The sequence below is a fragment of the Flammeovirga sp. SJP92 genome (assembly GCF_001583495.1).
GTDB lineage: Bacteria > Bacteroidota > Bacteroidia > Cytophagales > Flammeovirgaceae > Flammeovirga.
In genome coordinates, this window is sequence record NZ_LQAQ01000093.1 from 48,951 (window position 1) to 64,417 (window position 15,467).

General features: G+C 34.2%; 9 protein-coding genes. 3 read left to right on the forward strand and 6 right to left on the reverse strand.

Annotated features, from left to right (window positions below; translation table 11 throughout):
* The first annotated feature begins 167 nt into the window (after positions 1 to 167).
* A complete protein-coding gene (locus AVL50_RS21020) occupies positions 168 to 2,933 on the forward strand; it encodes a LuxR C-terminal-related transcriptional regulator (RefSeq protein WP_062618453.1) in 2,766 nt (921 codons plus the stop codon).
* A 178-nt stretch (positions 2,934 to 3,111) separates the two neighbouring features.
* Here the strand turns inward: AVL50_RS21020 and AVL50_RS21025 are convergent, their stop codons facing one another.
* The 4 genes from AVL50_RS21025 to AVL50_RS21040 form a co-directional block, all read right to left on the reverse strand.
* Positions 3,112 to 3,510 (reverse strand): hypothetical protein, encoded by a 399-nt coding sequence (locus tag AVL50_RS21025; RefSeq protein WP_062618454.1) that lies wholly within the window; start codon positions 3,508 to 3,510, stop codon positions 3,112 to 3,114.
* Between the two features lie 484 nt (positions 3,511 to 3,994).
* Positions 3,995 to 6,136, reverse strand: a complete 2,142-nt coding sequence (locus tag AVL50_RS21030) for a glycoside hydrolase family 97 protein (protein ID WP_062619143.1) — start codon at positions 6,134 to 6,136, stop codon at positions 3,995 to 3,997.
* Between the two features lie 198 nt (positions 6,137 to 6,334).
* Positions 6,335 to 7,972 (reverse strand): DUF6377 domain-containing protein, encoded by a 1,638-nt coding sequence (locus AVL50_RS21035; protein ID WP_157491473.1) that lies wholly within the window; start codon positions 7,970 to 7,972, stop codon positions 6,335 to 6,337.
* Between the two features lie 602 nt (positions 7,973 to 8,574).
* Positions 8,575 to 10,146 (reverse strand): SulP family inorganic anion transporter, encoded by a 1,572-nt coding sequence (locus AVL50_RS21040; RefSeq protein WP_062618456.1) that lies wholly within the window; start codon positions 10,144 to 10,146, stop codon positions 8,575 to 8,577.
* A 420-nt stretch (positions 10,147 to 10,566) separates the two neighbouring features.
* Between AVL50_RS21040 and AVL50_RS21045 the strand changes: the two genes are divergently transcribed.
* Positions 10,567 to 12,621, forward strand: a complete 2,055-nt coding sequence (locus AVL50_RS21045; protein WP_062618457.1) for a M13 family metallopeptidase — start codon at positions 10,567 to 10,569, stop codon at positions 12,619 to 12,621.
* Positions 12,622 to 12,686: 65 nt separating this feature from the next.
* Here AVL50_RS21045 and AVL50_RS21050 read toward each other — a convergent pair whose 3' ends face one another.
* Positions 12,687 to 13,187: a DUF6174 domain-containing protein gene (locus AVL50_RS21050; RefSeq protein ID WP_062618458.1), complete on the reverse strand. Its 501-nt coding sequence runs from the start codon at positions 13,185 to 13,187 to the stop codon at positions 12,687 to 12,689.
* An 839-nt stretch (positions 13,188 to 14,026) separates the two neighbouring features.
* A complete protein-coding gene (locus AVL50_RS21055; protein WP_062618459.1) occupies positions 14,027 to 15,001 on the reverse strand; it encodes a helix-turn-helix transcriptional regulator in 975 nt (324 codons plus the stop codon).
* Positions 15,002 to 15,078: 77 nt separating this feature from the next.
* Between AVL50_RS21055 and AVL50_RS21060 the strand changes: the two genes are divergently transcribed.
* Complete coding sequence (locus AVL50_RS21060) at positions 15,079 to 15,270, forward strand: DUF6132 family protein (RefSeq protein WP_062618460.1); 192 nt, start codon at positions 15,079 to 15,081, stop codon at positions 15,268 to 15,270.
* Positions 15,271 to 15,467: the final 197 nt, after the last annotated feature.

A 15,467-nucleotide genomic window follows, 5' to 3' on the forward strand; every position in this document is an offset into this window, starting at 1 on the left:
TTTGATAACTCCTAAACTACTTCATACTTCAGGTTAGATAATAAGCCCAGAGTGCCTTTATAGATTTCTATGAAGGTACTTTTATTTTTAATATATTTGATCAGAAGGACTCCTTCTTCAACCACGAAATGAATGATTTTTTTATTTAATACTTAATATCCTATCCAATGACTTCAAGCCTTTTGGAACTGATTTTTTTCAACGATTTATACCCCAGTAAGCCGAGTATTGTGAAAAAATCACTTTTCCCAAAACTCTTGATTCCACTACAGAAAAGTGCTTTATTATTTTTCTTCCTTCTGCCATTCTATAATTCATATGGTAATGAGGCTGTGAAAACACCACATATCATTAATTACAACAAAAATGATTATCAGGCTGGACGTCAGAACTGGGAGGTGGAAATTGATAAATACGGCATTGTCTTTTTTGGCAACTCAGAAGGCTTGCTTTATCACAACCATGGAGAATGGGGATTGATTCAGTTACCTTCAAAAGAAGGAATTCGGTCCTTGTGTATTGATGAAGAAGTAATTTGGGCCGGAGGCAAAGAATATGGTTATTTTTCAAGAACAAAGGAAGGGACATTTGAATTTACGTCCATTGGAATTCTTGATTATGAACAGATCTGGAATATTGAGGTGGTGGATAATACCGTTGTCTTTCAGACAGAAGATAAAATCATTCTCTATCATAAACTGGAAAAAACTACAAAAGTGCTGACCTATTATGAGGGCGTAAATGCTTCTGTAAAATGGAACAAAAAGGTTTGGGTTCTTTTTAGAGATGGTAAAATTGGATTTATCTCCAAAAATCAAATTCAAGTAAAACAAACTATTCCTGCTTTTGCCAATCAACAAATCCGACATCTTTTTGCTCACAAAAACTACATTTATGTGCCTTTGCTCAATGGTGAAATTTATCGATACAATGGCGAGTCTATTGAGAGTATCAAATTATCATCAGATCTAAAAAACAAAGCGTTCTTTACGGGCCTTTCCTATAATGATAATTCCATAGGAATTGGTACCGTTGCAGATGGTTTTGTCAGCATTGACCAATACGGTGCTTTAATCCATCAGGCTAAACAAGATGATGGTCTTTTGGACAATACAATACTATCTATGGCTAAAGATAAAATGGGTAATATTTGGTTAGGATTGGATTATGGTATTGCAAAATTAGAATTACAAAGTGCATTTCATACAACCTTCAAGGGTGCCGCTACTTACACGATTACTGATTTTCAGGGTGAAACTTTTTTAGGAACTAACAAAGGACTTTACAGCGCTAAATATAATCATCAGTTTGAATTACAAAAAGATGTAAAAGGGCAAATATGGAGCACTAAAATCATTGATAGTGAATTATTTATCAGTCACAATTCCGGACTTACAAAGTACACATCTGAAGGTTTTGATACTATTGATATCTTCACTGGAGTTACTGATATTGAAGCATTTCAAGGTACGCCATTTTATGTAGTTTCTACTTATGATGGATTAATGCTGTATGTGAAGGATAAGAATAAATTATGGTATGTAAGCCAACCGGAAGTTTATGGGTTTGCACAACTTTACTACGATAAGAACAATCATTGTATTTGGGGCGAAATCAAAAATAAAGATCTCATTAAAATTACATTGAATACTGATGCTACAATCTCAGCTTCTGCAGAAAAAGGCATTAAAAGAATTTTTACATCGAATAATAAACTACTTTTTTGGAATGGTGAACATTTCCTTCAAAACCAAAATGGCCAATTTGAAATATTTGATCACCCTTTACTCAATGCAATTCCTCATGGAGATATTTCATGCCTGGCTTTTAATGAAAAAGAAAATTACGTCAGTTACATTCAGGAAGGAAAATTGAACCTGCTAGAACTGCTTTCGGATGGAAACCTGCATTCCTACGCCACTTTAATGAAGCCTCTTAATACTGATATCAACAAAGATTTTGAATTTCTAGATTTCAAAAATGATAAATTAAGATTAGCCACAGACAGAGGTGTTATCACTTATGATGTAAAATATCAATCTCACTTCAAAAAAGAGGCACAACCTATTATCTCTTCATTAAATGTAACCAATCAAAATAAAAAATACATTTACCCTTATTTCAATAAAATAGAGCTTGATCAAGGGGAAAAGGACATTACTTTCTATTTTCAAATTGATAAACTCTCTTCTGACATCGCTCAATTCAGATACAAACTGTTGCCATTGGATGAAGAATGGTCCACTTGGAGTACTGATCAATTGATCCTTACCAAACAAAGTTTAAAAGGAGGAGATTATACCATTGTACTTCAATGTAAGGTCAATGATGGAAAAATAAGAGAAAGTAAACTGGATTTCAGCATTGAAAAATATTGGCACGAAACAGCCCTACTACTCATTCCAATTCTTCTCATCGTATTGGTGCTTGCTTTTTTCATTAGAAAAGTAGCTAAATCCATCTATTTCAAAAAACTAACTTCTGAAAAAGAGCAAATTGAACAGCAGAATTCGAAAGAAATAATTGCTTTAAAAGAAGAACAATTGATGAAATACATGGAAATTATCAATCATAAAGACGCTTTTCTTTTGAAAGTTCAAAGCGGATTGGATAAAATGAAAACCAGCGAAGCTAAAAAGTGGTCTCAGTGGATTGATGATGAAATAAATAAAGAAAAAAAAGACCTTCTCTTCCATCAATTATTCTCAGAAATACAACAAGATTTTATTAAATCTATTACTGAACAATATCCGTCGCTCACTGCCAATGATATTAGAATATTATCATTTATACGCATCAATCTCAGTAGTAAAGAAATTGCTGATTTAATGAATATCACACCTAGGAGCTTAGACACAAGCCGTTATAGATTAAGGAAAAAACTGAACCTTGAACAAGGAGTGGACCTGCATAAATTTATCAGAGAGTTCTAACAAAAAAATCCCTCCAAGAATTGCTCCTTGAAGGGACATACTTCATCTAAATAATGATCAAGTAATTTTTAATATACGAACTTCCTCATAGCACTATTACAACAAACTATTCATTTATAATAGCATTTATCTTGAAACACTTTCCCTACTTAATGGTAAAAGTGCCGTTATGGACTTACTATTTTTTTCTTCCGTAAATCATGACTTTTCTTTGAAGGCTTTCTCTGTTTGCTTTCTCAATGTTGGCAATATCAGTTGAAAGTGCTTTCATGTAAGTTGCTAAAGCCTTATCTGTTTGACCTAAACGAACATAGTAGTCACCTAATACTTCTAAGTTTTCAGCATTTTCTTCAATTGCAATTGCAGTATCAATCCATTCTTTTGCTAATGCTAAATCGGCATTCCAGTTGATTGACAATTGTGCTGCTTTAGTATAAGTTTCCCAATCATTAGCTTCAGCTTTTGCAATCATTTCTGATAATTTTGCTGTATTTGATTCATTAGAATTTTCAAGGTTTGAAGCAAAAGTAACTACTGAAGATAATGTGATAACTAAAGAGATAAATAACTTTTTCATAAGAGTATAATTTTAAGTTTCTGTAAATGTTTACGTTTTGTTTTACACTTTCATAAGATTCCATCTTTGTGCCACAAAATCATAAATAATTCATTTACAACCACTTAAGACCTGTTATTTATTTTAGTATCCAAATACTAATGTTCGTTAACGAACGGAATTTCCTAAAACAGCACATTTTATTGTTCATTTTCAGAAAAATGGAAGGGTATAAAAAGAAAGGGTTACATCATCAATAGATTATTTGGCAAAAAGCTTTTGATACTTGGCGTTTTCCCTTCTAAAACTCAATCTTTTTTTACAAGTTTCCCTTTAAGGTCAATAGAGTTACTACCAGATGAACAACTTCATTAGTTTCAAAAAAACATGGATAAAAAATAACCTAGCTACAAAATGCAGCTAGGTTAAATTTCTACTTTACGTTTCGAAATAAATCTCCTGCCACGACCTTAAGTTAGCCTCAAGGAAGAGCAGGATGATTTTTCTATAATTTCTTCAAACCTTTTAACTCTGATTTATCTTTTGCTTCTGTGATGCTGATTGCATAACCACCACCTGGAGCAGTAAATTGAGCTAATTTAGATTTGCTCGTCACAACGTATTTCTTGATTTCGTAAGCTTGAGGATTGTCTTTGTAGTGAGCATCCTTAGCATCAGCGTATACTGTTGCGATGTATTTTTTACCTTCTGTTAAGAAATCGAATTTGATTGTAGAAGTACGAGGTGTTTCGTCGTTTGTTTTACCAACATACCAGTTGTCAGCACCTTTTTCCTTACGAGCGTAAGTCACGTAGTCACCTGGCTCAGCTTCTAATACTAATGTCTCATCCCAATCAATAGCAACATCTTTGATGAATTGGAATGCATCCATGAATTTCTCATAGTGTTGAGGTAAATCTGCCGCCATTTGTAATGGTGAGTACATTGTCACGTATAATGCTAACTGACGAGCGATTGTAGTTCTTACATAAGAAGTTCTACCTGGATCATACTCGCTGATATCAGTTACGAAGATACCTGGAGTGTAATCCATTGGACCACCAATCAATCTTGTGAAAGGAAGGATTGTAGTGTGATCAACGTTGTTACCAACGAATGCTTCATACTCAGTACCTCTTGCTGATTCGTTACCGATCAAGTTAGGGTAAGTTCTGCTTAAACCTGTAGGACGAACTGCTTCGTGAGCGTTCACCATGATTTTGTAATCCGCTGCTTTCTTCACTGCATATAAATAGTGATTGTTGATCCACTGTGAGTAGTGGTGATCGCCTCTTGGCAAGATTGGACCTACATAACCTGACTTTACAGAGTTGTAACCGTTGTCAGCCATGAATTGGTAGGCTTTGTCCATATGACGCTCGTAGTTTCTTACTGAACCAGAAGTTTCGTGGTGCATCATCATTTTGATGTTCTTAGATTTAGCATACTCACGTACTTCATCCACATCAAAGTCAGGGTAAGGAGTTACAAAATCGAAAACATAGTCTTTAGACTTACCAAACCAGTCTTCCCATCCTTCGTTCCATCCTTCTACTAATAAAGCATCAAAACCATGCTCTGAAGCGAAGTCAATATATCTTTTTACGTTTTCAGTATTTGCTGCGTGCTTACCGTTAGGCTTAGTTTTAGAGTAATCTGTTACTCCTAAGTGTACTGAAGGTACATCATCAGTGTAAGCCCATGAGCTCATTCCTGTAATCATTTCCCACCATACGCCCATGTATTTTACTGGCTTGATCCATGATACGTCTTCGATAGCACATGGCTCATTCAAGTTCAAAGTGATTTTTGATAATAAGATATCACCTGCATTTTTTGAAGCGATAACTGTTCTCCAAGGTGTAGGACGAGGTGCTTGCATATAACCTTTTACGCCTTGAGCATCTGGAGTTAAGTGAGATTCAAATACAAAGTTTTTGTCATCTAAATCCAAGTGCATACAAGAATATTCTACTAAAGCCGCTTCGTGAAGGTTGATGTAAGTACCGTTGTCAGATTTCATCATTAAAGCAGTTTGTACACCTGTTTGTGAGAAACCTTGTTGTGATACGTTGCCTGTATATGCTTTGTCCATTAAACCTCTAATTTCAGATAATTTAGAAGTCATGTAATCATATTCTTGTGTGTCGTAGTCACCAGGAATCCACCATGCTTTGTGGTCACCTGTCATTGCAAACTGTGTTCTTTCTTCTTCAATAACGAAGTACACTAAGTTCTTTTGCGATGGGAATTCATATCTGAAACCTAAACCATCATCAAAAAGACGGAAACGAATCATCATTGTTCTGTCTGTTGATTTTTGATTCAATGTTACTAATAACTCATTGTAATGGTTTCTGATTTCTTTTGATTCACCCCATACAGGCTCCCAAGTTTCGTCAGCAGAAGACTCTTTAGTATCTACTACTTTAAAGCCTTTGATTAAATCTTCAGCATCTTTTAATTGAAGACCAAGCTTACTTTCTTTAATAATTGCTTCGCCATCTAAATCCAAAGCGTAAGTTGGAGTACCTTCTCCATTCACATCAAAGTTTAATGTGAAATTACCGCTTGGTGATTGTAAAGATTGAGCATTTACTTGTAAGGTAAATACCGCCATTAAGATTGCTAATAAATATGTTCTCATAATTGCGTGATTGTTTTTCATTTCGATAGCACAAACTTAGTGTATGTTTTACACCCTCAAAAGGGAAAGTTGTTAAAAAGTAGCTGATTAAATTACATAAAATACTAACAAACAGCCAATTAAGTGTATTTAAAATCACTTAAAAAGTAGTATATGTTTTATATTTTTATTGTTCCAAACCTTCCTGAAATAGGTTATTTATTGAATTTCCATTAAATGTTTTTCAAAATTCTCTCTTCCGTCCTTCGCATTGTTACGTGCTTTTGTCCTGTAGTTATAAATAGTCGTAATTGAGTATCTTAAAAACTCAGCAATTTGGGTACTTTCCTCTATCCCTAATCTTACCAACGCAAAAACTCGCAATTCTGTATTCAAGAGCTCATTCTTTTTCAAAGTAATTTTGGCCTCATCCACCATCAAATCATTATAACTCTGTACAAAGTTGGGATAAAGCTTCAAGAAAGACTGATCAAAATCCTTATAGAAAATTTTCAATTCCTGATCTACAATTTCTTTTGATTTCAACACTTTCAAAAGATCTTCTTTATTCGATTTATTTCCTTTTCTCAAAAGTTGCATTCTATAATCATCCAGCTTGCCTATATAGGTTGAGCACAGCTTCAAATACCTTGCAATAGATTCTTCTTGCACATTATTGACACTCATCAACTGTTTGTTCGCATTTTCAACTTCTTGTTTACTATTTTTCAATTCATCATTCAGCTGACTCAACAATTGATTTGTATCTTTTACCTGAGCATTTGAGGCCTCCAGTTCACGTTTTTGTTTTTGAATAAAAATCATCCCGAAAATCAAAATGATCAACAACAGGCAAACGATTGTTGAGAAAATCATAATGTACTTTCTTGTCTTTTCTCTGTTTTCTTGATAAGAATGATCTATTAAAGGCAAGATTTCCAATACCTCAGCTCTTCTTAATTGTGCATTGCTTTCTACTGCATCATCTAAGGCTACTTTAATATAATGATAAGCCCTGCTCAATTCATTGTTCTTATAGAGCTCCAAAGCTAACTCTCTTAAAGAAGTATGTTCTTTTACACCATTTAGAATATCAGACTGGGATGATAAGGTGAGAAAATCTATTTTTTTATCAATTAAACCTTTTCGACCGTAAGCATCTGCTAAAGTATACGCTGTTGATGCATACACCCTATCCTCAATGTTTACTCCCTCTAAGATATCTTCTAAAATAATAATCGCTTCATCCAAACGTCCAATTTCTTTGTATAGTTCTGCCTTTGCTAAATGATGACCTAAATCGTTTTCTGGGAGTGCATCCATCAAGTTTCTTTCATACCCTTCCCACTTATGCCTGTATTTCATCCTAATAGAAGACGTAATTCTTAAAGAAGATAACGTATTGTACAACACGGCGTTAATGGAATAAAAGTAAGCCTGAAACTCTGGAGGTAATTCTACATCTTCATATTCATTCAAAATAGCTACAGATTCATGGTATAATCCCACCAAAATATAAGCTTGCGCTAAACGAAGGTTGGCTTCTATCATCGTATTTTCTTTTTGAAAAGAAGCCGCCAACCTCACTCCTCTTCTAGAGTAAAGTAATGCAGAATCAGCATTATAAGGAAGATATTTTTCCGTGATTTTCTTTATCAACTCATACTCTCTGACTGGGTCAGTTTCAATATTCAGCAATTGATTGATGTTTCTGATATCATTTCTTCTTTTTTCAAAGTATGATTCCCTCTGTTCCAATAGGTCATCCAGCCTATTCAACAGCTTCTTATCATTTGCACTTAAAGAAAATGACGAGCACACCATCAACAGTCCAAAAAGGAGTTTTGCTAACCGCATATTTATTGTATTCAATGACTTGATTATAAGTGATTCTAATTCGTAGGGTAAAATAACAAAACTAGCAGACAATTTACACTTTATTCCTAGCACAGAAGCCCATTGATTCTATGAGATATAATACTTATTAACAAAAAAAGAGATCCACGGGATCTCTTTTTTCCTTTAACAATTTTTCATTGTTCTACATTCTTTTTACCAAGTATCTGTTCTAATCTACTTTCTAATAACTATTCTATTCTAATAGTTAAGAGAAGTTATCTATAACCATTTTTTCATTTTCATATTTTGGAAAAGTTCGGTCAATGAAATAAATATCATTGACCGAAAAAGAAGGTGAATTGAATGTTTGTTTAAGATAGTTTTTATAACTACTTAAAGCTTTAATTCGATTTTCTCATTTCCATACTTACAAGACATTACAATCTTAATCATTAAATATTTTTTAATCGTGCTACTTACATTTATTGAGGTACCACTTTATAAATAAACACGCTATATGAAGCGTATCGGCTACTAATCGACGTTTTATCATTTAAAAAAAAGATGAACTATCATTTAAAAACAGTCCAGTTTTTAAAAACATCTTCAGACATGTAATCCTAAATTATCTCTTCTTGTGGTTTTTCATGATTATTTTCTCCATTAAAGCCCACCAATTTTACTTTTATATTTCTAGTTAATACATTTTTCTTGAAATCTTCTATTATTTCCATCACATCAGGATGCATAGAATGGTTTTTTGTAGCATCAATAATCACTTCACTGTCATTAGGCATATTCTTCAGCGTTCTCAAAATACTAGCTTTATTTAGGAAACTCACATCTTCTGCCAATTGTATATGGATGGGTTCATTGCTGTTCAGATAATCAGGATTAAGGTGATAAGGAATTTTAAAGTTATTCCATAAAATATTAATGATACCAACAACCATTCCCAGCCCAATACCTTTGAGCAAGTCTGTAAATACAATACCAACTACAGTGACCACAAAAGGCAAGAATAATGAAAAATCCTTTTTATAAAGCTCTATAAACTGCTTAGGATTTGTCAATTTGTACCCAATCACTAAAAGTATTGAGGCTAAACAAGCTAATGGAATCAGATTTAGAACTTTTGGAATCCCCATCACACAGATCAACAGGAAAATACCATGTAAAAAGGCCGAAGCTTTAGTTCTACCACCTGTTTGAATATTGGCAGAACTACGAACAATTACTTGCGTAATGGGCAAACCACCAATTAAACCCGATACAATATTACCTGTACCTTGCGCAATTAATTCTCTGTTGGTTGGCGTTATTCTCTTTTGAGGATCTAGTTTATCCGTTGCTTCTACGGACAGTAATGTTTCCAAACTGCCAACAATGGCGAGGGTTAATGCTACGATATACACTTGACTATTGGCTAGCTGTGAAAAGTCTGGAGTAGTAAACTGAGCAAAGAAATCTGAGAAACTATCTGCCACTGGCAAAGCAACCAAATGCTCTTTTTCAATATCTAATACTGGGATATCATCAAAGACAACATTCAAAATAACACCAAGCCCTACTGCAATGAGTGGACCAGGCACTCTAGCCAATAACGTTTTTTTAATAATCGGTCTTTCCCAAAGAATTAAAATAGTAAGGGAAACGATAGAAATGATCACCGCTCCTGGAGTGATGGCATCAAACATATAAAATAACTCACTGAAGGTATTGTGTCCATCCACTTGGAAAAAGGAGAAATCGCCTTCAGGATCTTCATCATACCCTACAGCATGGGGAATTTGTTTCAGAAAAATAATCAAACCGATTCCACTCAGCATTCCTTTGATTACTGATGAAGGAAAATAATAGCCAATAACCCCTGCTTTGAGCAAACCCAATATGATTTGGAATACGCCTGCAAATACTACTGCCAGCAAGAACGTTTCAAAGGCTCCTAAATCATGAATGGCGTTTAAAACGATGACTGCCAATCCTGCCGCTGGTCCACTTACTCCTAAGGAGGAACCACTCACCAAAGAAACAATAATGCCACCTACAATACCCGCTATAATTCCAGAAAAAAGAGGAGCTCCTGAAGCCAAGGCAATACCCAAACATAAGGGCATCGCGACCAAAAACACCACTATACTTGCGGGAAGGTCATACCTTAAATTCGAAAAAAAATTTGACTGTTGATTCATAATGTTAGTATATAGAAGTGAGAAACATGGCAGATCAAAGATATCCGGTGTTTTTAGCGTGTATTTTGTTCTACCTACCTAGAGTAACAGGATAATATTTAGCTATTTCATCTTAAAATTTCGTACCTACCTTTCTGTTTGGTTCTTTTTAAATAGTTCAGTTTTTAAAAACTCCTATGATCAGGTTCAAAAGTTAAATATAAAACAACCGATCAATCTCTCTCCTGCTACAGAATTAATTTATTTACAAATGCTTGTCGGTTGAGGAAACATATGTGTTGTATAACAATATTAACAAAAAATACGACTTCTACACGCTCTTGTTTAAACAAATAGTATATACATATTAGTTTTTAACCTTTTTCGTATAAAAATTTCTTATACATTTGTTAAACAAACATTGAAATATAAATCATTAGAATGAAAACTCTATTAACAAAAGCTCTTAGTGTCACTCTAGGTGTCAGTGCTTTGATGTATACTTCATGCGGTAATCAAACTGCAAAAGATGAAGTAGCAACTGAAAAAGCACTTGATCTGTCTAACATGGACACTTCTGTAACACCAGGCCAAAACTTCTACACTTATGCCAACGGTGGCTGGATGAACAAAGCAACAATTCCAGCTGATAGAGGTAGATGGGGTAGTTTTGATGAATTGCGCGAGCGTAATGAAAAAGCTACATTGGATGTCCTTAACAATGCTATTGCATCTGGCAAACTAAAAGAAGGCAGCGACGAGATGAAGGCTGTCTACGTGTACAAAAGTGGTATGGACTCTGCAACTATTGAAAAGTTAGGTGCTCAACCACTTACTCCTTACATGACTTTGGTGGACGGATTGAAATCCAAAGAAGACTTACAAACAGTATTAACTGAATTACATAAATCACAGACAGGTGTGATTTTTGGTCCAAGCGTATTCCAAGATTTAAAAAACAGCGAAATCCAATCGTTCTACATTGGGTACAGCGGACTAGGTCTTCCAAACAAAGACTATTATACAAAACAGGATTCTGCATCTGAAGCAACAAGAGAACAGTATGTTCAGCATATCACTAATATGTTCAACTTATTAGCGATACCAAATGCAGAAAAAGCGGCAAAGCAAGTTTTTGACTTTGAAAATACTTTAGCGGGATTCAACCTTACTCCAGTAGAAGAAAGAGATCCTACAAGAATGTATAATCCATACACTGTAGCGGACCTTCAAAAGATCTGTAAAACAATTGACTGGGCAAAATACCTTAAAGATATCAATGTTCCTGCTGAAACTGTAATTGTAACACATCCTCCTTACTTTGAGGAATTGGACAATATGATTGCTAATACTTCATTAGAAACAATCCAATTGTACTTAAAGTGGCATTTAGTACACGAAGCAGCTCCTTATTTAAGCAGCAATTTCGTTGACGAAAGTTTTGATTTCTATGGTAAAAAAATGAGAGGTTTAGAAGAAAACCGTCCTCGTTGGAAACGTGTATTAGGTACTACGAATGGTCTTGTTGGTTTTGCTGTAGGTAAACTTTATGTACAAGAAGTATTCCCTGAAGAAGCAAAGCAGAAAGCAGAAAAAATGGTAGCAAATATCAAAGAAGCGTTTGCTGCTCGTATCAAAGGCTTGGACTGGATGACTCCTGAGACAAAAGAAAAAGCACTTGTGAAATTAGAAGCGTTCAATGTAAAAATTGGTTACCCAGACAAATGGGAAACTTATGAGAAATTAGAAGTTTCAAAAGACACTTACTTCCAAAACATTGTCAACAGCAGCAAGATTGAGTTTGTGAAAAACATGAAAGAATATGGTAAGCCAGTTGACAAGTCGAAATGGGGTATGACTCCTCAGACTGTAAACGCTTATTACCACCCATTATACAACGAAATTGTATTCCCTGCCGCTATCTTACAACCTCCATTCTACAACTACCAAGCTGATGAAGCTGTAAACTATGGTGGTATTGGTGCTGTAATTGGTCATGAGATCTCTCACGGTTTTGATGATTCGGGACGTCGTTTTGATGCTCACGGTGAAATGAAAGACTGGTGGACAGAAGGTGATGATACTGCTTTCAAAGGAAAAGCTGAAATGGTAGTAAAACAATACAACGGCTATGAGCCAATTGAAGGTTTACATATCAATGGTGAACTTACATTAGGTGAAAACATTGCCGATCTTGGCGGTGTTGCTGTAGCTTATGATGGTTTACAACGTTATTTATCATTACAACCTGAAAAGCCTGGAAATATTGACGGTTTTACTCCTGAGCAACGTTTCTTCCTTTCATGGGCCACTATCTGGAGAACTAAATCAAGAGAAGAGGCATTAAGAACTCAGATTCAAACTGACCCTCACTCTCCTGGTCAATACAGAGCAGTAGGTCCTTTATCAGATTTTGATCCTTTCTATACAGCTTTCAATATCGTAGAAGGCGATTCTATGTATGTAGCACCTGAAGAAAGAGCAAAGGTTTGGTAATTATCCATACTTAAAAAGAATAAAGGGAAAAGCAACAATCCTATCCGTTGCTTTTCCCTTTATTTTTACTGTGTTAATTCAAAATCACTAACATTAATTGTAATATCCAAACCGCCCACATAATCACCTGTGTAAAAACCAGAACAATATATTGATACCGGATAGAAATAAGTATCATGGTATTTGACCTCTATCGTTACTCCCTTCATAGGATCTTCGGCATCATTAATTTTCAACTTACTTTCTTCTACTATACGCTCAATAAAAGCATAAAGCTCTGGTACTGTTTCATAATATGTCAAGCTGTTTATTTCCCTCTCACCTTCCATAGTAAAAGAATCATACACACCATTTTTCACATTGATTGTTAGTTTTGGTTGACCGCCAAAAGAGGAAGAGAAAATTTGTTGTGAAAATGAATAATCTTTAAAGTTACTTTTTGTCCACATTTCAAGATTTTGACTATAAGCTTCCTGATCAAAATTAACGGTATACAACTCGTTCTTTTCATTACATGAAAACAATAGAAATGCGAAAGCAAACGTGAGTAATAGTAGGTTTTTCATCTTTTTCAAAAGAGTTTAGTTAAGTTTTTAAATGTTTCTGTAAAGGTATATTTATTTCATTGATAATGATACTTTTCCTATCAATTTGAATACAAAAAAAATCACTACTGTTACTACATTTTATTATTTACAAAGCATAAAAAAAACAGCCCACAAATTGCAGGCTGTATTTCCTCATTTTTAATTGCTAAATATTTTTTCAATGAACTTATGTCCATCTTTTATTCTACATTGATAGCACAAAGATGTACATTACTTTTTAATTTGAATTCCAAAAAACAACAGATCGTTTTCGAAAAACAACATTCTCATTTAATAATCAGTATTATTCTGGGTATCCATGATATAAGTTTCAAAAAATCACCTATTACTAGTATCAATAAATTTATATTACATAAAAAAACAGTCTACAAACTGTAGACTGCATTTCCTCATTTTTAATTGCTAAATATTTTTATTGATATACTATCTTCTATTGACTCCACAAATGTCTGCATAATAATGGAGAAGCGATTTTAAAATTTATCATCTTCATTTCGAAAAACAACACACTTTTTACTGTTGAAGAACTAAGACAAAAGTATTTAATATTAATTCCCATTTATGGTGAGTACTTAAAAACAAAAAAACAGCCTACAAAAAGTAAGCTGTTTTTCCCATTTTTAACTGCGTGTAATCTAATTCCATCTTGAATAGAAATAAATTACGTAGTGACTGTCTGATTCACTAAAGACTTTATTTTACTACTACTATCTTGATTGTGATACAAAGGTAGTAACATTGACCACAACGCTATATCAAAAAGTGATTAAAAACTAACAGATAATAATTATTAGCATTTATTCAGGCATTTCCGACCTTAGTTTTGACGGAGAAATAGAGAACTGTTTTTTAAAACCGTCTGAAAAATGTGCCGAATTACTAAAACCTAAATCCAATGCAATTTCAGTGATCGCATCTTTTGAATTCACTATCCGATTATAAGCTTCTGCGTATCTTTCTTTCATCACAAATTGATGTATTGGGAGCCCTGTTACCTTTTTAAAGTTTTGCCTCAATTTCGTTACACTTTGTGCAAACATTTTTGACAACTCTTCAATCTTCGGAGGATTAACAAATTCTTTTTCCAGCAATTTTTTAATCTCCAAAATCACTTCATAATCATCATGCAGCAACCCCACTTCTTCCCCATCTTCATTTTCTTTGATAAGCTGAGTAAACAGCAAAGCCAATAATTCTATCGCTTTCGCTATTGACAATACCTTGTGGCCATAATCTTTGTCTCTTAAAACAAGAATTTCATGAAGGTTTTTCTCCATCAAAGAAGTGATTGGCTTAGCAATCACCCACGGTTCTTTACTTTTAAAAAGCTGATCCAATTGAGAAAAACGCCCATTGGCAATTTTTTGCCAATCTTCGATCCGCACCCGAATGGCTATCCATCGCACCACTTCTCCTTTCAACAGTTTGATTTCAATTGGCGTTTCTGTATTGGACAACAATACGCCATTTTGATGATTTGGACCAACGCTCAGGTTATTTCTTTTTGGTAAATTGAATTCAGAATTGATGATAAAACGTACCATCAGAAGAGGTGCTGTATTCTGTTCAACTGAAATGATAGTATCTTCTTTGAAGGCAACTTCATTGATTCCTAAAGACACTCCAAAAATATCATGATAAAAAGTGGTTGTGATGTTAACATCTTCATGCTCTACTCTCAAATGTTCACCATCCCAATGACCTCCAAATTCATCTGCAAAATACTGGTACAATTCAGTGGTCTCGTGTTCTTTTATAGTATATTTCTTCAAATTCTTTTTCCTACATTGTAACTTTTGTTACACAATATACCATTTCAAAAGCGTATTTTTACAGAAAAGAAATTCCAATGAAGTTATTACAGACTTACAAATTTCACTTGATCGGCTTACTTGTTGGTGCATTGTTAGGCTACCTTTATTACAGTCAAATCGGCTGTTTGAGTGGCACTTGTGCTATCACTTCTAAACCGATCAACAGTACGCTATACGGAAGCGTAATGGGTATTTTGATCATTGATTTATTTAAAAAGAAAAAATGAATATTAAATCTTTAAAACATAATTGGCCAATTACGAGGATATTATGGTTAGTGCTAGGTGTGGCGATTCTTATACCATCAATAATGGATAAAGACATTGTTGGGATAGTAATAGGTGCATTTCTGAGTATTGTTATGGGTATAATGAAAGTAGGTTGCAGATCTGCAAAAAGCTGTTGTGATGGTGGAAGTGATAGT